Below are 24225 nucleotides of genomic sequence, written 5' to 3'. Positions count from 1 at the left end.
CTCTCGAGCGCTTGCACCGTCCCTACGCCAGTATGAACTGGATCAGGTTCAACGGGTCACTGCGCGCGATAGCAGTATCTCAGCCCCTTGCCGGGACCCCCCTGGTGAATGCCAAAAAGGGTAGAGGCTTGCCGAGGGGACTGTCAAGCGACAATCTGCGACGGCTTGGGGTCAGGTTACACTCAGGCTATCGTGCTTGGTCGCCGCGATCAAACGAATCGACAAGTCAGTCGCCCGACCGGCACGCTTCCGCAAGGCAGGCGCTTTTGTCGCATGCAGTGGCTGTCGATTTTTATCCCGCGCAGTTCAGCAAGTATGCTGAGTACCGAAGCGCTATTGAGAAAGCAGGCGCGGAACTGGAAAGTCTAGTATTTTGTCCGTGTAGCTTTCGACCAAGGCGCTAAAAGGCGTGCCGTCTCGAAGTTTCAGTACGGCACGATGTTCGAGCAGGAACGGCGGCTGGCTGAGGGAACTTGTTTCATGCGCTGTTAAGCCCTCCATGTCCCAGCCTTCGGATAGAGGGGACCAGAGCAACTTGGCAGACAGGTTTGTGCGAGTGAAATTAAGAGCCTGAACGGCTCTGCCAAACGCGATATCGCTGGTCTTCAAAGCCTGATTCATCTCTGCAGTTAATTTTGCGGGTACATACCAATTGTCGGCTTCCGACAAGACGCGGTCGCCGCAGACCAGGCGGACGCGGCGATAAGCGATCAGCTCACCGGGTCCGACGGTCAGAAGTTCACGGATGTGCTCATCGGCCGGCTTGTCTTGCCCGCCCACACGCTGAGCTACAATCTTAGAACCTTCCGGTGCGAGCTTGTGCGCGGCGCACCAGCGATCAAGGGTCAACGTAGCACTGGCGTTACTCAGGAGATTGGCATTCAAGGTCTGAAGGACCGCAAGCGCTTCCACTCGAGATGTCGGCGAGTTCAGCCACTGAGACCCTATAGACGGTTCTTGCGCAATTGCGATCTGGGTGCCCAGGACGATGGCAGTCGCTGCAAGTGCGGCGATGCGAATGCGTTTCGAAGAACAAAATGACACGGAGAACGGTTCCTTTCTGCAGTAAATTTGATGGGCGAACCCTGCGCGTCAAATTTCCTTGATTTTGGCAGGCGAGCGCGCGTTGTCAGCGTATTTGATGCCAGCAGCAAGATTTGAACTGCGCCTTGCGGGTACCGTTTAACGGTCGGGTTCCCGATAGACTTTCATACCATCTTCCGATGTTCCTGCCGTGCTGGTTCACACCTGTTGAAGCCTGTGTGCCCGAGCCGTCCTTTGCTTGCGTCGTATCAAGGTCGTCCATGATTATCCTCCATCCGCTCGCCGACCTGTTGTTGGAGTTTGCAAGCGTTGGCGACTGAGCCGATGCTTCCATCCTGGAATATGGAAACTCGATAGACGTGGATTTCAAAGGAGGAACGTGGCGGCCGGTCCAAATTCTCCCAATTCACTTAACGGTTTAGCGCCTTTGTCGTCCTCTCGCTCGTTGCGGGATGTTCATACAGCTGGATCGGATAAAATAGGTAGCAACCGAAAGCAAAATCCAGGAGCAATTGTTCGAAAAAGGTCTTCTTCGTCGACGCAGAGCCCTCCTGCCGGTCGAGTGACAATTGTAGACCAGGCAGCGACACGCCGTCGATGGTTGCCAACCGCAGATGCGAGTAGCCAAGGCGCTTGTCTGATTTCTTTTGGTGATCCATGTCGTCGTGCTCCTTGTGCAAGCCTCCCGACGATGACGTCGCCGGCAAGATTTCAGCATTCATGGGAAAGAATCTTCCTGTTGCACTGTCGTAACTCATCATAACAGGACACTTGATGAAAATGGCAAGCAACGCAATAGATGCGTCGGATATATTGCAAAGTATATCGTTTCCAATTTGGCATATCTTACTCTCTATTGCGAGAAACCCGTGAGTATGGAATATATTATTGGATATATTTCTATATATATCGCATTTCGTGTCTTTGGCGGCCGCGTGAAATGGCAACTCTCTAACGGCTACGCAAACGCTCGCTGGTCGAAACGGCAATCGGGCGATAAAAGTCCATCATCGGGCGGCGTCTGCGGGCGAGGTCGCGGCCTGGTCAGCAGACCGAAGGCGCCATCGGCTGCGCCGTTCTCAATCGCATGCTTGACTGCGCACGCCCGAAATTCGTCCGCCGCAAGGCACCCTCGGCATGATCAGCCGTTTCAAAGATCCCCATCCGTTCAATTCCAGATCTGTGCACTAACGCCCGCGGTCGTCGCCGATCGCATTTGTAGAGTTTGCTGTCTCAATGCATCACTTCTTCTCGGAGCTTAACGCGGCCGCAGAGAGGAACGCGCGGAAGTCGACCGTCGATTCAAGGAGTCGGACGCTGACGCTGACAGGGTCCCCATGGCAGGGGTACGGCCATCAGCATTCGGTTGAGAATTCGGGCCATGATCGTTTTTACCCCTCGTGTATTTGCACAATCTATGGCCAGCGACATGGTCATGAAATAAAATTGCATCGACAAGTGCAGATGACATGTCGTCGCCAACGACCTCTCCGGAGAGGTCTGCGCCGGAGCCAGGAGGTCTGCGAGGGCGAGTGTAGAGTTGCCGCCTCGACCGGCCCAGTTCAGCGACTGCCCGGTCCATTGCGGCGGCGCCGCTCTTGTTAATCTCTCCTGCCATCGGGTTCGATATTCCTGAAAAAATCCGGGGACGGATGGGGTTCTCTCATTCACGACGACGATTCTTTCAAGAATGAGAGACTTCACAAACAACGATGAATGGACCTCAAAGTGAAATAGATAGAAGCTTATCAAAACTGCGTCATGTTGCCTCGCGATCACGCGAGAGCTGACGAAGAGATTGGACAATATGGCATGTGTCGGCTTTGCACCATTGTGGTGCCATCTGTGAAAGACGCTCGACATTGGCGCTGTTGAAGACTGCGCACTTAAGTCATCAAATCAGGCACCAAAAAATTTGGGGTTCGCGCGAGTCAACGTAGCGGCGAAGGAGAGGCTAGTCGTCAGCATCGAGATGGTCTTGATATCTTATGGAGATGTTCGGCCTTTTTCTGGCGGCCCTGGTAATTGTTTTCGGCCAGCGTGCTGAAAACCCGGCGTGAGGAGGGTGCAGCCGGGCACCGCTTTGTGGAGGAAGTGAAAATGAAAAAGTTTATCCTGGGCACCGCGATGGCGCTCGTCCTGTCGACGGCCGCTCACGCAGAAACGGTCGGCGTCTCGATGGCGAAATTCGACGACAATTTCCTGACCGTTCTGCGCAACGGCATGACTGATTATGCAAAGACACTGAGCGGCGTGACGCTGCAGGTCGAAGACGCACAAAACGACGTTTCCAAGCAGCAGAGCCAGATCCAGAATTTCATCGCCTCCAAGGTCGATGCAATCATCGTCAACCCTGTCGATACCGATGCGACCACGGCAATGTCGAAGCTCGCGGCCGATGCTGGTATTCCGCTTGTCTATGTCAACCGTGAACCGGTCAACGTCGACACGCTGCCGGACAATCAGGCCTTCGTTGCTTCCAACGAGCTGGAATCCGGCACGCTGGAAACCAAGGAAATCTGCCGTATTCTCGGCGGCAAGGGCAAGGCCGTCGTCATCATGGGCGAGCTTTCCAACCAGGCTGCGCGCATGCGGACGCAGGACATCCATGACGTCATCAAGACGGATGAATGCAAGGGTCTGGAGATCGTCGAAGAGCAGACCGCCAACTGGGACCGCACCCAGGGCGCCGACCTGATGACCAACTGGCTCTCCAGCGGCATTGAATTCGACGCCGTGATCTCCAACAACGACGAAATGGCGATCGGCGCCATCCAGGCGCTGAAGGCGGCCGGCAAGGATATGACCAAGGTCGTCGTCGGCGGTGTCGACGCCACGCAGGACGCGCTTGCCGCCATGCAGGCGGGTGATCTCGACGTCACGGTGTTCCAGGATGCCGCCGGCCAGGGCAAGGGCTCGCTCGATGCAGCGCTCAAGCTCGCCAAGGGCGAGAAGATCGAAAAGAAGGTCTACATTCCCTTCCAGCTCGTCACGCCTGCTAACGTCAAGGACTTCGTCACCAAGAACTGAGGCGAACGCCACACAGGATGCGGGCTTTGCCCGCATCCTCTTTTCGGGCGCTCGACGTTCCTCAAATCCTTAAAGATGACGGACCCTTGAGCTCTCAGGCTGCTGCGCTTGATCCCCATGCGCCGTTCTCAGGCGATCTCTTCAAGACGACGGCCGATCAACAGCGCCCGGCAGGTTTCTCACAGGCTCTGGCCGAATCTGCGGGCCATGAGCGTATCGCGCCGAGGCAACTCTCGAATTGTTTGTCCATCGTTCTCCGCTTGGGAATGATCAGTGCATCACTCCCTACGAGCTTCCCTACTACCTCTCGTCGGCTGCTACGCAAGGGTTGTCCGCCCTTCATCGCGTCAGACCTGTACTCCGCTGCACAAACTGATAGAAAGTGCGCCCGCGGAATTCGAAGAAACTGTCCGTTGCCGGACGCGGTCGGCAGCGGTGGAACTAGAAAACGGATGCACGTTTTCCGGCTGCCAAAAGGAGCCTTAATCGACATGAACATGGTCTCGAAGATTGCGAAACCCCCAGTTGCCCCGTCCGTTGGCGCTCTGCTTGCAGAAGCTCGCCTGGCTCGCGGCTATTCGCTGGACGACGTCGCAGAAACCACTGGTCTGACTGTGGCAGAGGTGACGGCTCTGGAGAATGACGCGGATTTCGACGCGTCGAGGATCCGAAGGACTGCATCCGCTCTAGGGATTCTAGAAAAGATATGCGATGCGCCGCGCTGACATCGTTGAACAGCTTTTTCCACGGCTCTACTTCTCAAGGAAGGTGGGTGCAGCAACTCACGGGTCGCGCTTCAATGGGAAGCTGTTCAACTCGGGCACAGTTTTCAAGAGTAGGGGCAGGGAACCTCGGCTGTGATGTTCGACAACCAGCTGACTCTTCAAGGGGAATGGCGTGGCTGGCGCAGTTCTTCCGCTCGCAAATTAGGCATCATCGCGTGCAGCTCGATTCCAAGGTTCAGCAGTCTCTTGGGAAACTTCGTGGGAATCCGCTGTATGATCTCGTTGGGTGTTTTGCATCGGTTTGACGCCCATCGAAAGCTCAACACGCGGTTCACCCGGGTGGCTTGCCCAATAGACGCTAGACGATCAACCGGAAGGACAAATAAAACATGCAACTGAGCCCCCCGCCCCCCGTCGAGTCAGCGCTCAACGCTATTGGCAATACACCGGTCATACGCCTGCGTCGCGTCGTACCGGACGGGAGCGCTCAAGTCTTTGTGAAGCTCGAGTATTTCAACCCGACAGGCTCGTATAAAGACCGCATGGCAAAATCCATCATAGAAGAGGCTGAGCGCCGCGGAGATTTGAAGCCAGGAATGACAGTAGTCGAGGCGAGTGGGGGAAGCACTGGGTCCTCGCTCGCCTTCATTTGCGCAGTGAAAGGCTATCATTTCATTGTGGCTTCTTCCAACGCCTTTGCCATGGAGAAGTTGCGTACCATGCGCAGCTTTGGCGCAACCGTTGATCTGATCCACAGCCCGTCCGGCGAAATCTCGGCCGATCTAATTCCGTCTATGATCCGTCACGCCCAGGAGGTCTCCAACCGGTCGGACTGCTATTATTCGGACCAGTTTAACAACCGTGACGCCTTGATTGGCTATGAGGAAATCGGCCATGAGTTGGTCAAACAATTTCCAGACGGTATCGACGCCTTCTGTGGCGCAGTTGGTGTGGCCGGAATGACAATGGGCGTGGCAAGGATTCTGAAGTCGCGCTCAGCGACGGTTCGGATCGTGGTTCTGGAGCCGGCCTCTTCACCCGTCATATCGAAAGGTTGGGCCGGAACCCACCACGTCGAGGGGATAGGGGTAGGCTTCGTTCCGCCTTTGCTCAATCAAGATCTCTATGACGAAGCGCGCAGCATTCCGGAAGAGGAAGCACGCGCTATGTGTCACCAATTAGCACGGGAGGAAGGATTGCTGGTCGGTACGTCCACGGGCCTCAACGTCACTGCGGCGATTCGTTTGGCCAAGGAGTTGGGGCAGGGTAAGACGGTCGTCACGGTCGCGAGCGACACCGGTCTAAAGTACATGAACGGGAAGCTTTTTTCCGATGCCTGACAACGGTCGAGCGACGGCCGGGACGACGCTGGACCTTCGGTTGAATTGGAACCTGCGCGACAAAACGCCCCGGCCCCTAGGCAAACGCGCCCCTCGTTGTATCGGCGGCGCAGTTTTTTGGAGCATCCTGTCAACGTGACGATCGCCAATCTAAACGGCGTCAAAGTCCAAGCCTGGCTTGCCCACCTTCTTGCCTGCGTTGCCGATGTGTCCGTCAGAAAGCTGATCAACTGCTTCGGTCGAACTGGTAATCGACTGAATTGAACTCTTAGGCGGCATAGTCTGCGGCCCTGACGACGGCTTACGGCCTAACATTGTCGCATGAGTGATTTTTACTCCGACCCCGACGCAGGAGCCACCCTGTTGCCGCGACGCTAAGGGATGCCGGCTCTGTCGAGAGGTAACGGACCGTTGGATTTATGGGGCGCATCGCGAAAGATGTCCGGATGACGCCAATTGCGGGAAGAGCGAGTAACGCGCAGAACCGTTGCTTCATACGTAGCCATGTCGGGAATCACTACCTCGAGCAAGAAATCATGGTCTCCGGAGACGAGGTGACATGCTATTACTTAGGGCATGGAGAGGACGGCCTCTCAGAAGGAGTCAGCGTTGTCGTGTGAGTGTCGTGCGGCGTGACGGGATATCCTCTCTCCAATTTGGGTAGGCCGGCACGGATGACCGCGGACGATCAAGACCGCCAGCCTTTTCCTCAGGCGCTCTAATCTGTTGCGGGACCGCCGAAGGCGTAATCCGAAGTATTTTGGCCGCCCGCTCAAAGCTTGCGCTGCGAAGGAGTGCGACGAGTGCCTCAAGTTGAAATCGATCTAACGTCGTCAATCTGCCTTATGCCAATTAAGGAAATCTCATTTGTTCGCGCCCAATTCCCGTCTTAGACAATGAACACCTAAGACATCGTGATGATAGGCAAAGGAGACCGCTAAAATGACTATTGTGTCGCGAGACAAGTTCGAAATGCTGTCGAATATGACGCCCTCGCTCGAAGACGGCGAGTATGTGTTCTGCTCGTTACCCAATGAAGGGAGCAAAGTCCACAATCTGAATCCGATTGGGACATTTCACGAAAGAGAAGGTTTGACAGTCATCCTTGAGAAAGGAGAGGCGCACGAAGCGGGGTTCGAAACTTCACTTGCGATGCGCCAGATCACCCTCAATGTGAATTCTGCGCTCGATGGCGTCGGCCTTACGGCGGGGGTTGCTGCCTGTCTCGCAGAAGCTGGCATACCGTGCAACATGGTGGCAGCATATCACCACGACCACATCTTTGTTCCGGCGGGCCTAGCTGATCGAGCATTGCATCTGCTGGAAACGCTGCAACGCGAGTCCGCGCGGGCGATGCGCAAATGTTGACGAACAGTATTACCCGCACATAGCCGGCGAAGCTTTACTAACTTCGCTGGCAAGCGGCAGCTCGAGCAGACCTGGGCGTTCCTCGCCGAGGCTCCATCGCGATCAACCGAGAAGCTGCGAAGATCGTCGATACGGGCTATCATTGTTTTGGCGAAAACCGTTCGCAATCGCCTGACGTGGGCAACACATCGAGTTTTTAAAGGGAGCATGACAATGGAGTCGGCCGAGTTAGGGCACTCCACGATCGTTGGAATACGGTTAATGTAGAGATGTACGATCAAATTTGCGGATGCCAACTGATCCAGGTCACGCGGAGCAATGATATCTACTCAGGTTCTCTACAAAGCGGGAGTTTGGGCATCCCAACACCAACTCGCTTAATCGCCCTTCCGCACGTCAATCTTCCCATCCACCATGATCTTCAGCGCTCGGATCATGCCGGCGAGGTTGAGCAGAACACCCTCGACTTCATCGTTATTCGCAGCAGCCTCTGTCATCAACGCCGCGATCTCAAGGTCCCCCATCGCAACATAATTTCCGCGGCTGGGGCGAGTGCCGGTTTCCAGGCGCATCTCCCGCACCATTCTTACCGCGCGTTCGACTAGGCGGCGGTATTCGTCAGTGCTCAGTTTGTCGACCTCGTTGGCCGCCCGGGTGAGTTCAGAGATAAAGTCGGCAGTGTAGGACATTTGCAGATGGTTTGCCGATGGGTAGGACCTATCAATGTTTGCCAGAAGGCCGGGGTGTTTGCCGGGTTCCTCGCGGCCTGCATCGGTCTTACCGAGGTTACCGAATTGCTTTAAATATTGCGCGGTATTAAGTGAACATTGTGGCCGAATGCCGCGATAATGCGACACTGGCACCGACAATCCGCGGGCGGTCGCACCGAAAGTCAGCGCTCGGCGGTGCGCCTCTCGATAAACGGACAAACGATCAAGATGCTGCCGGGGTGGCCCGGACTCCCGCATCGATTTCCTCCGCTCAGAACGCGATGTAGTCAACAAGAATCAGTCACAATGAAGCGGTGTCAACGGAACTATATCCCGACGGCTGCGATTCTATCGTTTTGTCACAGTTGCGTCCGTAAGTGGTTCTCTGCGACTGGAGCCGCGTTTGAGCCGAATACTTAAAAAGGATAGACCGAATGGACTGCAGTCGTTATCTGAAAGGCTTGTTGCGATACTGAAGACGTCGCTGAAAAATTACCACAGACACCCGAGGCTTCTTAAAGTGAAAAAAGTGCAGCGCAGCTTTGCCGTCGAGTACAAATCAGGTCGGCGAAAACTCAATTCTAAACCGAATTCGATTTGGGGAGACACGGATCTCAAGTCCGTCGCGCAAGATCTGCAAGACGAGGCAATGCCATTTCTTTCGGCAGCGCCTCGGGCTAGCAGCAGCGAGATGCTTTTACCCGGAGAGCAGACCGGGCCGATGTTGACACTGCCGATCGGGCAGGAGACAAAGGCAGCGGCTTTACAGGAGACCATAATGGCCGACGAAAACGATACGATGACCAATGCTGACACGCCGGTCGCCGCGGCGCCCGATGTACCGAAGAAGGTGCGCAAACCTCGCGCCAACAAGGCGGTGCCTGCAACGGCCTCAGCCGCCGTTTCGGCGGAGCCGGCAGTTGCTTCGGGTGCCGCAGCTGGCAAGCAGAAGAGAGGCCGCAGGCCAAAGGCTGACGAAGGTACGGTGAGTGCCAAGCGTGCGCCCGTCAAACGCGCTCCGAAGGCTATGCAAATAGCGGCTGCACCGCCGGTGGCGGCAGTTGATGAGATCGCGGATCTTCTGCAGCTCGAAGAGGAAAACCAGAGGCTGCGCAAGCTGCTGGCGGAGAAGCTCCGTGCTGAAAATGCCGATCTGCGAAAGCGACTCAACCTCGGTTGATTGGCTGCAGACGGCCAAGTGCTGGCCGCATTCTCATGCTTATTGAAGTGTACTTTTTGGCGGCGGTTCGTTCTGCCGCCAACGCTTTTGCTCGCGGTATGCATACCGGGGTAGAATTCGAGGTCGAATAAAATGGCGTCTCCTTGGAAACTTCTTGCCCGGCTGGTGTCCGCGCGACGGCAGCAGAGGCAAGAACACGGCTCGACCGATGACGTGAAGCCGGACGCATCAGCCATCGCCGAGCCAACTGAAACAGCAGACAACAACGAGTTGGACGGCGCAGACCGTCCGGCGGACGAAAAGCCAGTTCTTCACGGTCATTCCGCGGCGGTTCCGGCGGACCCGGATCATTCCGAGGAAACGGCAAGCGTTGTTGATGACACGACAGATGTCGAAAGCGCGAGGCCTATGGAAGCGTCGGACCCGGTTTTGACCGACGAGGCCGATACAGACGCGCATGCCGCACCAAAAGCCTTTCGAGTTGGCGAAGGTCAAACGCGAAAGCGCGGCATGCGGGGCATGAAAGCGAAAACGATTGCAGGCGTTATCCCACCTGCTCCAAGCGCTCTCACCGCTTTTGACGATGCAATCAATCTCGACGAAGAAATCAGGCTTCTGCGGGACCAGTTGGCGCGCAAGCTTCAAATGCAAAATGCACAATTGAAGAGGATGCTGGAGCGGTTCGAACGCTGAAGCTGTCATAAACCCATTCTCCGGACCTTGGGTATGAGCATCGTGTCAAACGCCGTTCCCTAAGCTTGGCCAAAAACGAACTTGGCGCCTCGTCGGGCAACAAATTGAAGGCACTGCGCCCATACTCGAGTTCCGGCTAATCAGCATTAGGAGTGTCGGTTCGGAGCCATCAAGACCAATTAGTCCGCGCCCCGAAAGTTGGATGGAGTCACACGGCTGGATTGATGGAAATACAGATCCGTTTCTGCGTCGCGTACAATCCAATGGAAGCTGCCGCCGTCGCCTGGGTAGGGATTTTGACGCCGGCAAGACTTATCGATCGAACAATGCGCATTGACAACATGCCGCCGTCGAAACGGGCGACGACGGACTTGCCGCCCACTGATGAAAAACCGCTCAGCGGCAGGGTAATACCAACGAGCGCTAATCAAAACCGGTGCGCCCAGTCACGCATTCCAATCGACATGATCTTCCAAGGCTGAGCGACCAGCTTGTTCCATGCGTCGCAGCAATGGGCGACGATGTCCTCGTAATCTTTGAAGATCCGGTTGGACAACCAGTTGTCACGCAGAAATTGCCACACGTTCTCGACGGGATTTAATTCGGGCGAGCTTGGCGGCAGGAAGAGCAGTGTGATGTTGTCGGGCACGTCGAGCTTCGGCGTGACATGCCACCCCGCCTGATCAACGATCAGCACGGCATGAGCGCCGTCATCGACGGCCTGGCTGATTTCGAGCAAATGCTGGTTCATGGCGCTGGTGTCGCAGTAGGGAAGAACGAGACCCGCACCTTTGCCCTTCTTGGGGCAGATAGCGCCGAAGATATAGGTCCACATCGTGCGTTGATCGTGCGTTGATCGTGTGGTGCCAAAGGCCTTGTTCCCTTGCGTGCCCATCGCCGGGTGATCTTGTTCTTTTGGCCTATCCGAGCTTCGTCGGCCCACCAGAGCTCAATCTCGACGTTCTTCGGGAGCCTGCCTTTGATTGCTGCCAGTGTGGCGGGGAACTTTTTTTAAAACTCTCCAGGTCGCCTTCGTTCTGGGCGTAATGGCGCGGGCGGGCAGACAGCTTTGCAAAGCCGAGCGCCTTCAATTCGCGGCCAATGGTCGTTTCATCGACGGATATCCGATATTCTTGGAACAGCCATTGAACAAGATCCTTGCGCCGCCAGCGCACAACGCCATGCACCGCCGGTATCGGGCCACTTTCGACGATCTTTGCCAAAGCCTGGCGATGCACGTCGGAAAGCTTTCCTTGATTGCCGGGTGCTTTGCCATTGATGAGCCCTGACGGGCCACGCGCATTGAAGCGAATAACCCAGTCGCGGACAATTTGCAGGGTCACGCCTCCGATCCTGGCCGCATCGCTGCGGGAATGGCCATCATAGATTTCGGCAAGGGCAAGAAGCCGCCGAGCCTGTGCCGCATCCTTCGTACCTTTGGCCAACGCCCGAAGAGCGAAGCCGTCGAAGTCATCGCGCAGTGGAATTCCTGATGTCATCCGCAAACCTCCGTTTGCGGTATTGATTCAGAACTCAACTGATTTGGAAACCTCAAAAAGAGTCACAGACCGCTCACGCTGGTATAAGATCATTCATGGTGGGTGTGGTCTCCGGGAAATGATTCGGATCGGCTTTAGCAACAAAATCCTATGTTATTTCAACGGCTTGTAATACTTCCGCCAACCTACCATGAGTTTTCCGGGCTAAGTGCCTGCCTGTTGGATGCTGCAGTCAGCTGCCTTGGGATTCCCGTAACGTCTTTGAACGGCTATGTCCTCGGGATACCCACTAATTCAGACTTCGGCCGAGCGTCAGTAAAAAGCGTGGATCCTCAGCCAATCAGGGCTGCACTTCAGGAGCATGACATTGTCATTGCCGCGGGTGGTCAGACAATTGATCAGTCGGGCAGACTAACGTTTCTCGGCAGAAACAGCTCAGATCTGACAGCAGTCGTGACCGCAGCTATGCGGGGAGAGCAAGCCTGCCAGATATATTCAGATGTTAAGAGCGTCTACACGGCAGATCCCAATCTTGTCCCAGGGGCACGATTATTCCCGAAGATTGCGTACCGGACAATCGTGCAGATGTCGCGGCATGGCGCAAAGGGCAGGCTCTCGCTTGTCGAAAAATTGTACGTCTCCGTTGTATAATGGGGCGCCGCGATTTCTGTTTCTGCGCTGGGATATCTGAGAATTGAGTTTGCTGTCGCAGATGCTGTCATAGCCGCCGCACTTCTTGATCCAGCTCGAGCCCAGGGTACGATCTAACCCCGATTGCGGTTGCGAAGATGAGCGCGTTGCCGGCAGATGTGGTGCCGGGCACATTTCGGCACAAAACATTCCTTGACCGCCTACGACCCAGAAACAGGAGCCGCGCCCAAAATAGAAATGTCAGACTTGGCCAGCGCAAGCACCGCGGGCGTGATCCAAACTCACCCAAGGGCTAGCTTTCATAGAGTCGCGCCGCTTGGGGCAGGATTTTTCAGTTCAGGTCCAAGCATGATAGCCTCAGAAGCCCGCGACCTTGGCGAGTGCCCGCTTCTCGCGGCGGCGCTGGACCGAAGAGGCGATGTTCATCTCTTGCCGGTATTTCGCAACCGTGCGGCGGGCGAGATCGACGCCGCCCTTCTTCAGCATGTCGACGATATCGTCGTCGGAAAGTATCGCCTCCGGGCTCTCCTGCAGGGTCAGTTCACGGATCTTGTGACGCACGGCCTCGGCCGAATGGCTTTCGGCGCCCGCGACGGCTTTGATCGGGACGGTGAAGAAATATTTGAGTTCGAAGTGGCCGCGCGGCGTCAGCATATATTTGTTCGACGTGACGCGGCTGACGGTGGATTCAACCATCTCGATCGCCTCGGCGACCGTCTTCTGGTTCAGCGGCCGCAGGTGATCGACGCCGTGCAACAAGAAGGCGGCCTGCTGGCGGACGATTTCGCTTGCCACCTTCATGATGGTTTTTGCCCGCTGGTCGAGGCTGCGCATCAGCCAACTGACCTTCTCCTGGTAACCGGCAAGGAAGGCCCGAGCTTCGTCGTTCTTTTTCACCAGGGAAGAATAGGACTTGTTGACCAGCGGGCGCGGCAGCGTATCCGGATTGAGCTCGACCAGCCAGCCGCCATCCGAGGAGGCTCTGACGACCACATCGGGTATGATCGCTTCGGAAACAGCTGCCTCGAAATCGCTGCCGGGCTTGGGATTGAGCTGACGGATCTCGCCGAGCATGTCGAGAAGATCTTCCTCGTCGACGCCGCAGAGCCGCTTCAGCGTGGCAAAGTCGCGCCGGGCCAGCAGTTCGAGATTTTCGACCAGAGCCTGCATGGCCGGGTCGTACCGGTCCTTCTGTCTGAGCTGGATCGCCAGACATTCGGCCAGGCTACGGGCGAAAACACCCGGCGGATCAAGGCTCTGGAGGGTGGCGAGCACGCGCTCGGCCTGTGCGAGGCTCGTGCCCAGCCTCTCGCCCGCCTCGACGATATCGGCCTGCAGATAACCGCAGTCGTTGAGCTGGTCGACGAAATTCTGCGCGATCAGCCGGTCGGCCATGTCAGGCAGGGCGAAGGGGATCTGCTGGGCGAGATGATCGCGCAGCGATACCTGGCCGGCGCCGAAATCGTCGATATCGTAGTCGGCGCCCTCGCCGCTGCCCGGCATCGACTTCCACTGGCTGACGAGCTCCGGCGCGTCGAGGCGCTGCGGGGCCGCGTCGTCAGGAAAGACATCGGTGTAGTTGGCGTCGAGCTCGTCGTTCAGCCGGCTGGTGCTGGCGCTGCCGCCATTGTCGTACCAGTCGCTGGAGGGCGCCTCGGCGCGGTTGTCATAACCATCGTCCCCACCGGCATCCGGCTGATGAGCATACTCTCCATCTTCGGTTTCGCAGCAATCGCCACCCGCCTCGTCGTCGTCCTGAAATTCGAGCAGCGGATTCTGTTCCACTTCTTGAGCGATAAACTGGCTGAGTTCGAAATGATTCATTTGCAGCAACTGGATGGATTGCATCTGTTGCGGTGACATCACTAGGGACTGGGTCTGGCGCAGGAAATGATTGGCGGAAGGTTTCATGATAAAGTTCCACTTAATTCTCGGGTCCATGCCTGATCATGACCTCAGAGCACGGAGATCGATGCCTTAACGTGAAATTGGCACGCTTGGCATCATGAACCACTTGGGGCAACTTTGGCGCCTCGGCGCGCAATAGCCTTCAACAAACGTGCCAAACCATCGACTGGATTCCCAAAAAGAATATGCTTAAGTTTCAGTGATTTATGGCGAACAGTGAACTTGGTTACGAAAGGGCATTTGTCGCGAAGCCGACAAACGACGGTGCAGATTGTCGCGACTGTCCATATTCCTTTCGTGTTGGACCCAGTGTGTGGTTAGGGTTTTCGTTGATCGGTTTCGTCCTCGGCGAGGATTCGCCAGGCGGCGCCTTGAAGGTCGTCATACTGGCCGCTCTTCAGCGACCAAAGGAATGCCAGGAGTCCCATTCCTCCCATCAGCAGCGCGATCGGTATGAGATAGATCAGCATGTTCATGCGGCTTCGACCTCCGCACTCCTGCCGATCCCTCCTCGAGTGTGCATATCCGGACGCTTGCTGAGGGCGTTCAGCCGCAGTGCGTTGGTCACGACGATGATCGAAGATGTCGACATTGCCACCGCCGCTATCAGCGGCGTCGCCAATCCGGCGATGGCGATCGGCACCGCCAGAACGTTGTAACCAATGGCGAGAGCGAAGTTCTGCCGGATGAGGCTGGCGGATCGTCGCGCAACGGCGATCGCTTCCGGAACAGCGTCAAGGCGATCGTTGAAGAAGACGAGGTCGGCCGCCTGTCTGCCGATATCGGAGGCCGTGGCGGGCGCCATCGAGACATGCGCGGCAGCAAGCGCCGGGGCGTCGTTGATCCCGTCGCCAACCATCAGTACGCGACGACCTTCGCCATTCAGCCTCTGGCATTCCTCGACCTTCTGTTTCGGCGTCAGAGAGCCCAAAGCCCTGTCGATACCCAGGGCATGCGCCGTATTGTCGACGACGGCCTGCCTGTCGCCCGACACGATCAGCGTTTCAAGACCGGCTGCACCGAGCCGATCGATGGCCTCGCACGCACCCGAACGAAGCGTGTCGTCGAAGAAGAAGCGGGCGAGATCGACGCCATTCTTCGACAAGACCACTTCCGAGTACGGACCATCGGCAGTCCGGGGTACGAAGCTGGTTCCGCCGGCAAACGCTGTGTTGCCCAATCGATAGATATCCGCTCCGTTCCTGGCCTTCAGTCCGCCACCGGGGATTTCCGTGACGCTGTCGAAGGATATGGGGGCGGTTTCGGCGTCCCGCACCAGAGCCTGAGAAAGAGGATGCCGTGAATGCTCGGCCAATCCGCAGGCGATTGCAGTGGCGCTCTCGTCCATGGTGTCCACTCCGGCAAGCCGCGGACTGCCCATCGTCAAGGTGCCTGTTTTGTCAAAGGCCACGGTGTCGGCCTCGGCCAGTCTTTCGAGTGCTGAACCGTCCTTCACCATGATGCCCTTCCGGAAAAGCTCCCCCGCAGCGACAACCTGGACCACGGGCACGGCAAGACCCAATGCACACGGGCAGGTGATGATCAGCACCGCTACGGCGACCAGCATGGCCTGTTTCCAGTCTCCGCCCAGGACGCCCCAGGCAAGGAAAGAGACCAGTGCCAGCAGATGCACGATCGGGGAATAGAGTGCGGCAGCGCGATCGGCGATCCTGCGATAGCGAGCCCTTCCGCCCTCAGCGGCTTCCATCAGGCCGATGATCTCGGAGAGAAGCGAATTCTTGGCAATTCTCGTTGCCCGCAACACCAGCGAGCCGGTCAGATTCATTGCCCCGGAACTCACTTCGCTGTTGATGGCAACGGCGACGGGGCTACTTTCGCCGGTGACGATGGAGAGATCCACGTCGCTTTCTCCGCTGACGACTATGCCATCGACGGGAACCCGTTCGCCTGCGGCTATCGAGATTTCATCCCCCGCCGCGATCTCTTCTACCGCAATGTAATGTCGCGACCCGTCCGGATTGATCAGCAATGCTCCGCGCGGGGCCAGTCTTGCGACTCCGTTGATCGCCGCCCGAGCCTTTTCCCGCATGACATGATCGAGAGTTCTGCCGATCAGCAGGAAGAAGAGCAGCGAGACCGAAGCGTCGAACCATGCATGCTCGCCGTGATGGACGGTCTCCCACAATGAAACGGCATAGGAGAGCGTCACGGCGAGCGAGATCGGAACGTCCATGTTGGTGCGCCCGTGCCGCATCGCATTCCAGGCCGATTTGAAGAAGAAGCGCCCCGCATAAACCAGCGCGGGCGCTGCAATCATCGCCGAGATCCAATGAAACATGTCGCGCGTCGCGGCATCTGCGCCCGACCAGACCGATACCGAGAGCAACATGATGTTGGCGGCCGCAAAACCGGAAACGCCGATCGCGAGGAGAAGCTGATTTCTGGTCTTGTCGTTCTCGGGAGCTGAGGGCGTGAAGAGATGCGCGCGGTATCCGGCCGAGTTGATCGCTGCGAGGATCTTGGAAGGATCGGTTGCACGCGTCTCGATCTCCTCCTGGTAAACGCAGGTCACCCTTCGAGCCGTGAGATTGACTCGCGCTGTCTTGACAAAGGGAAGCGTCAACAACGCCCTTTCGATGGTCGAAATGCAGCCGCCGCAGTGAACGTCGGGAACACTCAGGTCCAGCTGACGCAATCCCTCGCCGAGCGGCTGGCTGGAAAGGCGAACCTCTTCGGCACTGGATGATGTCGTGCTGAGGGCAAGCACGCTTTCTGCGTCCATGGTACAGCAGGTCATTGGCCTAACTCCGCAGTATCGAGGCGTTTTGCCTCATGCATGACGACCACGCCGCCGTTTCGCGAGATGGCCTCGACGATCCAGTCACCTTCGGCTAGATCATGCTCCGCTTCGAACCGCCCCGCGGCTGTCCTCCTGAGCGTAAGGTGGAAGTCCTCGTGGTCTCCGACGGGCCGTTTGAAATTCAGAACGACGTCGTCGACGATCGCAGGCGATCCGCTCTTGTCGTGAATGTCGTAGCGGATCTCGTGCCCCTTTATGGAAAGGGTGCCCTCAATGCCGGAAGTGGCCATTGCCTTCATCGCCGCCGCTTTGCGGTTGAACTCCTGACTGGCGACATAGGTGTTTTCCACGACCAGACCGCTCCAGCTGGAAGAGGCATAGAAGGCCATGGTGACGTTTACCGCGATCACCACGCAAAAGAATGCCGAGGTCGAAAGCAGCATGTGCAGGCCTGTAAAACCTTGAGCGGAGGTCTTCATTTGATGTCTCCCGGTGCATTGAACGCCGCGCGGTAGGTTGCGCGATCGGCATGATCGGTATCTTCGATAACGAACAGAAATTCATTGGTCGCGGCTCCCGTAGGCTTGCGCGTAACGAAGACCTTGAGCGTCGTGGCCGCGTCGGGTTCGGCATGGACTGTAAAGCTGCGAGCGTCTTCCTTGCCGAACTCAGGAATGCGCATCGTCGCCCCCTCCAGCCCGACCAGGCTTATGTTCACATCCCTCGGCGTCGGCACCATGTTCAGGACACGAAGCGTGTAGCCATTCCGTAGAGAGCCGTCGCTTTCCAGAACATATTGGGGGTTTCGGTCGTGAACGACGTTGAGTTCAAGGCGCTCCCGAAAGGCGAGATGGACGAGCATGGCCATGCCGACCGACGCCCAGGCGACTGCGTAAAAGACGGTTCTCGGACGAAAGATGATACGCCAGTTGAAGTACCGGATCGCCGGAACGAAAGTTCCATTATCGTTTCGAACCCTGGACGGCTGGACGGCCGTTCGTCCTTCGTCCGTGGCAAGCGACATGTTGCTCGAATATTCGCTCAGCGTGGCGTAGGCGATCAGGCCGCGAGGCTTCCCGCGCTTGTCCATGACGCCGTCGCAGGCGTCGATGCAGAGCGCGCATGTGATGCACTCCATCCGCTGCCCGTCGCGAATATCGATCCCCATCGGACACACCGCCACGCAGGCATTGCAATCGACGCAATCCCCGACAAGCAGGCCCTTGGCTCGAGCTTTCTTCGGGTAACGCGACCGCTGCTCGCCCCGCCAGTCATTGTAGGTGACGACGAGAGAATTTTCGTCGAGCATCGCACCCTGGATACGTGGCCACGGGCACATGTAGGTGCACACCTGCTCTCGCATCAGACCGCCGAGCACATAGGTCGTTGCAGTAAGGATGGCGACGGTGGTGTAGGCGGCTGCAGGCGCGCGGCCGGTGAACAGGGAAACAAGCAGGCTCGGCGCGTCGGCAAAATAAAAGATCCACGCTCCACCCGTGACGACGCCGATCAACAGCCAGGTCGAATGTTTGACCACACGCTTCCTGAGCTTGGCAACGCTCATGGGACCAGCGTCAAGCTTCATTCGCGCGTTTCGATCGCCTTCGATCGCACGTTCGACGACGAGAAAGAGATCAACCCAGACGGTCTGCGGACAAGCGTAACCGCACCATGCGCGGCCAACCGCGGAAGTGACGAGAAACAGGCCGAACCCCGCCATGACGAGGAGACCCGCCACATAATAAAATTCCTGGGGCCAGATTTCGATGAAGAAAAAGAAAAAGCGCCGTGAAGACAGGTCGATGAGGATTGCCTGGTCAGGCGCGTAAGGACCGCGATCCCAGCGAATCCATGGCGCGAGATAGTAGATGCCGAGGGTGATCAGCATCACGATCCACTTGAACCGACGGAAACGTCCCTCTGTACGCCTGGGAAAAACCTTCTTTCGAGGTGCGTAGAGAGGCTGTCGATTGCGACGGGCATTGACCGGCTTGACACTGAGCCTTTTGATGTTTTCGGGATGTGATGCAGTGTTGAGGTTCATAGGACCTATCCGATTTCACCTGCCGTTGTCCCATCTGCCGCGCATCCGTCCTTGATGCAGATCAAGAGCGAGGGCCTTCCCGCGAAGCGAAACGCCACGCCTCTGGAGAGGCGTGGCCCTGAGCTGCGGGGAACAACCACAGCTGGGACGTCCTCGACAAAATTGCGGTTAACGGCTTGTCTGCTGGTGGTTTTTGAGGCGGGTCAAACTGACGATCGAACTGCCGATCTTTGCCGGATCGTCGTGATCGTATAATGGGGGCATCGTCCCAGCGCGCTCCGATATACGCGATCGGATGTCGGCGCGCGGCGTGCCGTAGAGGCCGAGGATTGGATTGTGGTCATGATCTGACATGGCATACTCCTTAGGTTCCGCCGCCGAGCGAATGGACGAAGATCGTCAGTTCCTTGACCGTCGTGTCGCCGAGACGCCCTGCCCAAGCAGGCATGACGCCGTGTTTGGGAGCGGCTACCTGGCGGATGATCGCATCCTCGCCGTGTGCCTTCAGCCAGATCGCATCGGCGAGATCCGGCGCGCCCATGTCGGCCTTTCCTTTGGCGTCGTCGCCGTGACATGCGGCACAGTTATCGAGGAAGACCTGTTTTCCGGCCTCTGCGAGACCGGGGTCCGACGGTGTATTGGTCAGTCCCCAGACGTAAGCCGCGACCTGTCTTGTCTGGAGGGGATCCAGAACATCGGTAAAGGGCGGCATCTCGGAAGCATGAGTGTCCGTATCCCCGTCGAAGCGAATCCCATGTGCGATCGTCGCCTGGATGGCATCCAGGTCTCCGCCCCACAGCCAATCGTCGTCGTTGAGGTTCGGAAATCCCGGCCCGCCGGTTGCTCCCGAGCCATGGCATGGCGCGCAGTTCACCTTGAATGCTGATGCGCCGCCGGCGATCGCGAATTCGCGAAGGGCAGAATCGGAATCGATCTCGTCCACCGTCTTGGCGGCGATCAGATCATGAAGCGCCGTCTGCGATGCTTTGGCCTGATCCAGGTTCTGCCGCAGCTCGGCGCGGCTGGAAAAGCCCAGCATACCCTTCGTGGCGTCGGTCATCATCGGGATCGCGGGATATGCGATCGCATAGCCCAACGCCCAGACAATGGTGGCGTAGAAGGTCCACACCCACCAGCGGGGCATCGGATTGTTGAGTTCGCGGATGCCGTCCCATTCATGTCCGGTCGTTTCGACGCCGCTAAATTCATCGATGTGTTTTTCCGACATCTCAATCATCCTTCAAGGGAATATCGGCGGCCTCTTTCGCCGTCTGCTTGCTGCCTGGGCGAAGGGTGAACACAACCGCGCCGACGAAGAATGCCGTCATTGCCAGGAGGCCCCAGCTGTCGGCGAAGTGTCTCATTGCAGTGTAGGTTTCCATGGATCACCTCATCGGTAGCCGGTCGCATCGTCGTAGGTCGAGAAATCGACCAACGTTCCGAGCATCTGCAGGTAGGACACCAAGGCATCCATTTCGGTTAGCGCAGCAGGATCGCCGTCGAAATCGCCGGTCTTCGCCTTCGGATAGCGGGCAAGCAGGGCCGTGGTATCTGCGTTCGGATCGGCTTGGGCCTTCATGTCGGCCTCCGCGTTCGCCAGCATGTCGTCGTCATAAGGCACGCCCACGTCCTCGTTGGCCTTCAGGTCCATTCCTACGTCCTTGACCGTCACCCTCTGCTCTTTGAGGAAGGCGTAACTCGGCATGATCGACTCCGGCACGACTGCCCGTGGATCGGCGAGATGCTGGACATGCCATTCATTGGAGTAGCGTGCGCCGACACGGGCCAGATCCGGCCCGGTTCGCTTGGATCCCCACTGGAAAGGATGATCGTACATCGACTCGGCGGCGAGCGAGTAATGGCCGTAGCGTTCGACCTCGTCGCGGAACGGCCTGATCATCTGGCTGTGGCAGAGGTAGCAGCCTTCGCGGATGTAGATGTTTCGTCCGGCCAGCTCGAGCGGCGTATACGGCCGCATGCCTTCCACTTTTTCAATCGTGTTCTGCAGGTAGAACAGCGGTGCGATTTCGACGATGCCGCCGATGCTCACGACGAGCAGCGAGCCAACGAGAAGAAGCGTCGCGTTCTTCTCGAGGATCTGATGTTTATCTAGTATCGATGCCATGTCTCACCTCATTCGGCAGGCTGTGCTTGGGGCACGAAAGTGGTTGGGATCGCAGCTTCGTCGCGCAGATGGCCGCGGATCGTCATGAACACGTTCCAGGCCATGACGAGACCACCCGCCAGGTAAAGCGTTCCGCCCACGGCGCGAAGCACGTAGTAGGGGAACATCGCCGCGACCGTCTCTGCGAAGGAATAGACGAGGAAGCCTTGGGAATTGTACTCGCGCCACATCAGTCCCTGCTGGATGCCGGCAACCCAAAGCACGGCGGCGTAGACGACGATCCCGAGGGTTGCGAGCCAGAAGTGCCAGTTGACCATCCGCAGGCTGTAGAGACGCTCGCGTCCCCAGAGCTTCGGCGTCAGATAGTAGATCGCACCGAAGGTGATCATTCCCACCCAGCCGAGAGCGCCGGAATGCACGTGCCCGATCGTCCATTCGGTATAGTGGCTGAGCGAATTGACGGTTTTCACCGACATCATCGGGCCTTCGAAGGTCGACATCCCGTAAAAGGCGATGGCGACGATCATCATACGGATGATCGGATCCGTGCGAATTTTGTCCCAGGCGCCCGAAAGGGTCATGAGACCGTTGATCATGCCGCCCCAGGAGGGCATCCAGAGCATGATCGAGAAAACCATGCCGAGCGTCTGGGCCCAGTCGGGCAGCGCCGTGTAATGCAGATGATGCGGACCGGCCCAGATGTACATGAAGATCAGCGCCCAGAAGTGGATGATCGAAAGCCGGTATGAATAGACGGGTCGGTTGGCCTGCTTCGGCACGAAATAGTACATCATGCCCAGGAAGCCGGCGGTGAGGAAGAAGCCGACGGCGTTGTGGCCGTACCACCATTGGGTCAGCGCGTCCTGGACGCCCGAGAAGACAGAATAGCTCTTGGAGCCCAGGAACGACGCGGGAACCGCCAGGTTGTTGACCACGTGCAGCATGGCGATGGTGACGATGAAGGCAAGATAGAACCAGTTTGCCACGTAGATGTGCGGCTCTTTGCGCTTCAGGATCGTTCCAAGATACACTGCGAGATAGGCGACCCAAACGATCGTCAGCCAGAGGTCGACGTACCACTCGGGTTCGGCATATTCACGGGCCTGGGTGATTCCAAGAACGTATCCGGTCGCAGCCAGCACGATAAAAAGCTGGTAGCCCCAGAATACGAACCAAGCCAGGTTGCCGCCGAAAAGACGCGCGCGACAGGTGCGTTGCACCACGTAGAACGACGTCATGATTAGCGCGTTGCCGCCGAAGGCGAAGATGACCGCCGACGTGTGAACGGGCCGCAGCCTCCCGAAATTGAGATAAGGGGCGATGTTGAGGTCAGGAAAGGCCAGTTGCAGCGCGATGATCACGCCAACCAGAAAACCAACCACGCCCCAAAACACCGTGGCGATCAAGCCATACCGTATCACCTCGTCGAAATAGCCGGACTTATCGACTTTGCGCTGTTGGCCTGCCGGCGAAAAGTCAACCTTCCTGACCATCAGCACAGCCCCCATAACGAGGCAGAGGCAAAGTATGCCCATATGGACCGCAAAGAGATGATCACGCGCGAATGCGGCTACTAGCAGCGCTAGAAACGCCGCGACCGCGATCACCATCGTTTCCGTTGTGTAATTCATGATGTCGTCCTCAATGCGCCGACGACCGCGTCGCGGCCGTCTTTCTCGCCAGGACTGTCACGAAGCCGCAAATTGCTCCTTGATCCACATCAACGAGAGGACAGAAAGACGGCCGCGGCTATAAAGTAAGGCCGTATGTCCGTCTTCGCGCCTGAGGTGGCTCGCCCTACACTGGTTTTCCGAAGGTTGCTCGGACAGGCCGAGCCGATCCTCATCACAGGAGGACGAGCCGTGGCAGATTATAGAGAAGCTTTTGTCGGAATCGATGTCGCCAAGCTGAAGAATGCGATTGCTGTTGCCGAATCTGGCCGGGAAGGAGAGGTCCGCTATTTCGGCGAGGTTGATGCATCCTATGCCAGCATGCGCCGCATTATCCAGCGAATAGCCGCGAAGTTTGATCGTGTACATTTCTGCTACGAAGCTGGCCCAACCGGTTACGGCCTGCATCGGCTGATCCAATCCCTTGGCCATGAATGCATGGTTGTCGCTTCGTCATTGAATCCAAGGAAGCCAGGCGACAGGGTGAAGACAAACCGTCGAGATGCACTCGCGCTCGCCCGGCTATTGAGGGCCGGCGAGCTCACAGCGGTGTGGGTTCCCGATGAGGGTCATGAGGCGATGCGAGACCTCGTTCGCGCCCGGGCTGCTGCAGTCGAGACGTTGCGGGTTCACCGACAACAGATCAGCGCCTTCATGCTCAAGCATGGTCGCATCTATCCACGCATGAAGGGCTGGACGATGCGATATCTGTGCTGGCTGCAGGAGCAACAGTTCGATCACCCCGCTCATCAGATCACTTTGCAGGAAATGGTCGAGGCGGTGCGCGTCTCGAAGGAGCGCGTCGAACGACTGGAGAAGGTCATCGAGGAATTCGTACCGAACTGGTCTCTTGCGCCGGTCGTCCGAGCTCTACAGACGCTAAGAGGGGTCGATCTGATCGTGGCCGTCACCTTTGCCACGGAGGTCGGCGACGTGAGCCGATTTGAAAGCCCGCGCCAACTGATGGGCTATCTCGGCCTGGTACCTGGCGAGCGATCAACGGGTGAAACGGTTCGACGAGGTGCGATTACCAAGGCTGGCAACGGCCGGGTTCGACACATGTTGGTCGAGAGCGCCTGGACTTATCGCCATCCGCCGAAGGTCGGCGCGAGGAAGCTGGAGATAGCATGGAAGGCTCAGACCCGGTTGACGGCTCGTTATCGAATGTTGACCGGACGCGGAAAGCGAACGACGGTGGTTTGTACCGCCATTGCCCGTGAGTTGACCGGCTTCATGTGGGCTGTTGCAAGGGAGGCGCAGGCGATCAGATCATAGATCGCCACATCGAACTTGCACCTCGCGCATGGGCGGGGGCGGAACACGGCAGGGGAACACCCGTCAGACGCTTTGTGGCCGGCATTTGACCGACGCCCGCAGTAAGATCGGAGCAGCCCCGGACGCACTATCGGGAATGCGGTAGCCAATCCGCGCATCAGAGCTTGATCACCGACGTCCTTGAGTTCCGCCTCCACCCATA

22 protein-coding genes, 3 pseudogenes and 1 riboswitch are annotated in these 24225 nt (G+C 57.6%); of the genes and pseudogenes, 9 read left to right on the top strand and 16 right to left on the bottom strand.

Annotated features, from left to right (window positions below):
* Position 1 precedes the first annotated feature (1 nt).
* Positions 2-113, bottom strand: a riboswitch (TPP riboswitch).
* Positions 114-333: 220 nt separating this feature from the next.
* Together BS629_RS04860 and BS629_RS04855 are read right to left on the bottom strand one after the other, a co-directional pair.
* Positions 334-1044: a hypothetical protein gene (locus BS629_RS04860; RefSeq protein ID WP_077987980.1), complete on the bottom strand. Its 711-nt coding sequence runs from the start codon at positions 1042-1044 to the stop codon at positions 334-336.
* 410 nt (positions 1045-1454) lie between these two features.
* Positions 1455-1766, bottom strand: coding sequence for a hypothetical protein (locus BS629_RS04855; protein ID WP_026237083.1), 312 nt, complete (start codon positions 1764-1766; stop codon positions 1455-1457).
* Positions 1767-1973: 207 nt separating this feature from the next.
* Between BS629_RS04855 and BS629_RS04850 the strand changes: the two are divergent.
* The 4 genes and pseudogenes from BS629_RS04850 to BS629_RS04835 all read left to right on the top strand — a co-directional run.
* Positions 1974-2185, top strand: a pseudogene (locus tag BS629_RS04850) (IS5/IS1182 family transposase); the annotation flags it as partial.
* Positions 2186-3144: 959 nt separating this feature from the next.
* Positions 3145-4074, top strand: a complete 930-nt coding sequence (locus BS629_RS04845) for a sugar ABC transporter substrate-binding protein (RefSeq protein WP_077987979.1) — start codon at positions 3145-3147, stop codon at positions 4072-4074.
* Between the two features lie 491 nt (positions 4075-4565).
* Positions 4566-4799 carry a helix-turn-helix domain-containing protein gene (locus BS629_RS04840; protein ID WP_077988049.1) on the top strand — a complete coding sequence of 78 codons (234 nt, stop codon included), beginning with the start codon at positions 4566-4568 and terminating at the stop codon, positions 4797-4799.
* 389 nt (positions 4800-5188) lie between these two features.
* Positions 5189-6139 (top strand): PLP-dependent cysteine synthase family protein, encoded by a 951-nt coding sequence (locus BS629_RS04835; RefSeq protein ID WP_077987978.1) that lies wholly within the window; start codon positions 5189-5191, stop codon positions 6137-6139.
* A gap of 374 nt (positions 6140-6513) precedes the next feature.
* On the opposite strand, the gene BS629_RS04830 is transcribed toward BS629_RS04835, so the two are convergent.
* Both BS629_RS04830 and BS629_RS40445 read right to left on the bottom strand, forming a co-directional pair.
* On the bottom strand, positions 6514-6669 hold the full coding sequence (locus tag BS629_RS04830; RefSeq protein WP_245315057.1) for a hypothetical protein: 156 nt from the start codon (positions 6667-6669) through the stop codon (positions 6514-6516).
* Between the two features lie 73 nt (positions 6670-6742).
* Positions 6743-6976, bottom strand: a complete 234-nt coding sequence (locus BS629_RS40445; protein WP_077987977.1) for a LysR family transcriptional regulator — start codon at positions 6974-6976, stop codon at positions 6743-6745.
* A gap of 105 nt (positions 6977-7081) precedes the next feature.
* On the opposite strand from BS629_RS40445, the gene BS629_RS04820 reads away from it, so the two are divergent.
* A complete protein-coding gene (locus BS629_RS04820; RefSeq protein ID WP_077987976.1) occupies positions 7082-7507 on the top strand; it encodes an ACT domain-containing protein in 426 nt (141 codons plus the stop codon).
* 377 nt (positions 7508-7884) lie between these two features.
* On the opposite strand, the gene BS629_RS39600 is transcribed toward BS629_RS04820, so the two are convergent.
* Complete coding sequence (locus BS629_RS39600; RefSeq protein ID WP_245315056.1) at positions 7885-8475, bottom strand: hypothetical protein; 591 nt, start codon at positions 8473-8475, stop codon at positions 7885-7887.
* Between the two features lie 262 nt (positions 8476-8737).
* Here BS629_RS39600 and BS629_RS04810 point away from each other — a divergent pair, with 262 nt between their 5' ends.
* Positions 8738-9397: a transcriptional regulator gene (locus BS629_RS04810; RefSeq protein WP_077987974.1), complete on the top strand. Its 660-nt coding sequence runs from the start codon at positions 8738-8740 to the stop codon at positions 9395-9397.
* Between the two features lie 132 nt (positions 9398-9529).
* Complete coding sequence (locus BS629_RS04805) at positions 9530-10090, top strand: hypothetical protein (protein WP_077987973.1); 561 nt, start codon at positions 9530-9532, stop codon at positions 10088-10090.
* A gap of 427 nt (positions 10091-10517) precedes the next feature.
* Here BS629_RS04805 and BS629_RS04800 read toward each other — a convergent pair.
* Positions 10518-11589, bottom strand: a pseudogene (locus tag BS629_RS04800) (IS630 family transposase).
* Between the two features lie 204 nt (positions 11590-11793).
* On the opposite strand from BS629_RS04800, the pseudogene BS629_RS04795 reads away from it, so the two are divergent.
* Positions 11794-12195 (top strand): annotated as a pseudogene (locus BS629_RS04795) (amino acid kinase family protein); the annotation flags it as partial.
* A 402-nt stretch (positions 12196-12597) separates the two neighbouring features.
* Here BS629_RS04795 and rpoN read toward each other — a convergent pair.
* The 10 genes from rpoN to ccoN form a co-directional block, all read right to left on the bottom strand.
* Positions 12598-14151: an RNA polymerase factor sigma-54 gene (gene rpoN / locus BS629_RS04790; RefSeq protein WP_077987972.1), complete on the bottom strand. Its 1554-nt coding sequence runs from the start codon at positions 14149-14151 to the stop codon at positions 12598-12600.
* Positions 14152-14465: 314 nt separating this feature from the next.
* Positions 14466-14624 carry a cbb3-type cytochrome oxidase assembly protein CcoS gene (gene ccoS / locus BS629_RS04785; RefSeq protein WP_027681636.1) on the bottom strand — a complete coding sequence of 53 codons (159 nt, stop codon included), beginning with the start codon at positions 14622-14624 and terminating at the stop codon, positions 14466-14468.
* Positions 14621-16906: a cation-translocating P-type ATPase gene (locus tag BS629_RS04780; RefSeq protein ID WP_077987971.1), complete on the bottom strand. Its 2286-nt coding sequence runs from the start codon at positions 16904-16906 to the stop codon at positions 14621-14623. Before BS629_RS04780 ends, ccoS begins: the two co-directional genes overlap by 4 nt.
* Positions 16903-17388 carry a FixH family protein gene (locus BS629_RS04775; RefSeq protein ID WP_077987970.1) on the bottom strand — a complete coding sequence of 162 codons (486 nt, stop codon included), beginning with the start codon at positions 17386-17388 and terminating at the stop codon, positions 16903-16905. The genes BS629_RS04780 and BS629_RS04775 overlap by 4 nt, the downstream gene beginning before the upstream one ends.
* On the bottom strand, positions 17385-18953 hold the full coding sequence (gene ccoG, locus BS629_RS04770) for a cytochrome c oxidase accessory protein CcoG (RefSeq protein ID WP_077987969.1): 1569 nt from the start codon (positions 18951-18953) through the stop codon (positions 17385-17387). Before ccoG ends, BS629_RS04775 begins: the two co-directional genes overlap by 4 nt.
* Before the next feature lie 168 nt (positions 18954-19121).
* On the bottom strand, positions 19122-19307 hold the full coding sequence (locus BS629_RS04765; RefSeq protein ID WP_028734518.1) for a hypothetical protein: 186 nt from the start codon (positions 19305-19307) through the stop codon (positions 19122-19124).
* Between the two features lie 10 nt (positions 19308-19317).
* Positions 19318-20181, bottom strand: a complete 864-nt coding sequence (gene ccoP / locus BS629_RS04760) for a cytochrome-c oxidase, cbb3-type subunit III (RefSeq protein ID WP_077987968.1) — start codon at positions 20179-20181, stop codon at positions 19318-19320.
* A gap of 1 nt (position 20182) precedes the next feature.
* On the bottom strand, positions 20183-20335 hold the full coding sequence (locus BS629_RS04755) for a cbb3-type cytochrome c oxidase subunit 3 (protein WP_010067378.1): 153 nt from the start codon (positions 20333-20335) through the stop codon (positions 20183-20185).
* Between the two features lie 8 nt (positions 20336-20343).
* Positions 20344-21078 carry a cytochrome-c oxidase, cbb3-type subunit II gene (gene ccoO, locus BS629_RS04750; protein ID WP_027681630.1) on the bottom strand — a complete coding sequence of 245 codons (735 nt, stop codon included), beginning with the start codon at positions 21076-21078 and terminating at the stop codon, positions 20344-20346.
* Between the two features lie 8 nt (positions 21079-21086).
* On the bottom strand, positions 21087-22709 hold the full coding sequence (gene ccoN, locus BS629_RS04745; protein WP_077987967.1) for a cytochrome-c oxidase, cbb3-type subunit I: 1623 nt from the start codon (positions 22707-22709) through the stop codon (positions 21087-21089).
* A 231-nt stretch (positions 22710-22940) separates the two neighbouring features.
* Between ccoN and BS629_RS04740 the strand changes: the two genes are divergently transcribed.
* Positions 22941-24023: an IS110 family RNA-guided transposase gene (locus tag BS629_RS04740; protein ID WP_077987966.1), complete on the top strand. Its 1083-nt coding sequence runs from the start codon at positions 22941-22943 to the stop codon at positions 24021-24023.
* Positions 24024-24225 lie beyond the last annotated feature (202 nt).

The organism is Rhizobium leguminosarum bv. viciae USDA 2370 (assembly GCF_002008365.1).
Taxonomy (GTDB): domain Bacteria; phylum Pseudomonadota; class Alphaproteobacteria; order Rhizobiales; family Rhizobiaceae; genus Rhizobium; species Rhizobium leguminosarum.
The sequence above is the reverse complement of the archived record's forward strand: the minus strand, read 5'-3'. Positions and strand labels throughout refer to the sequence as shown.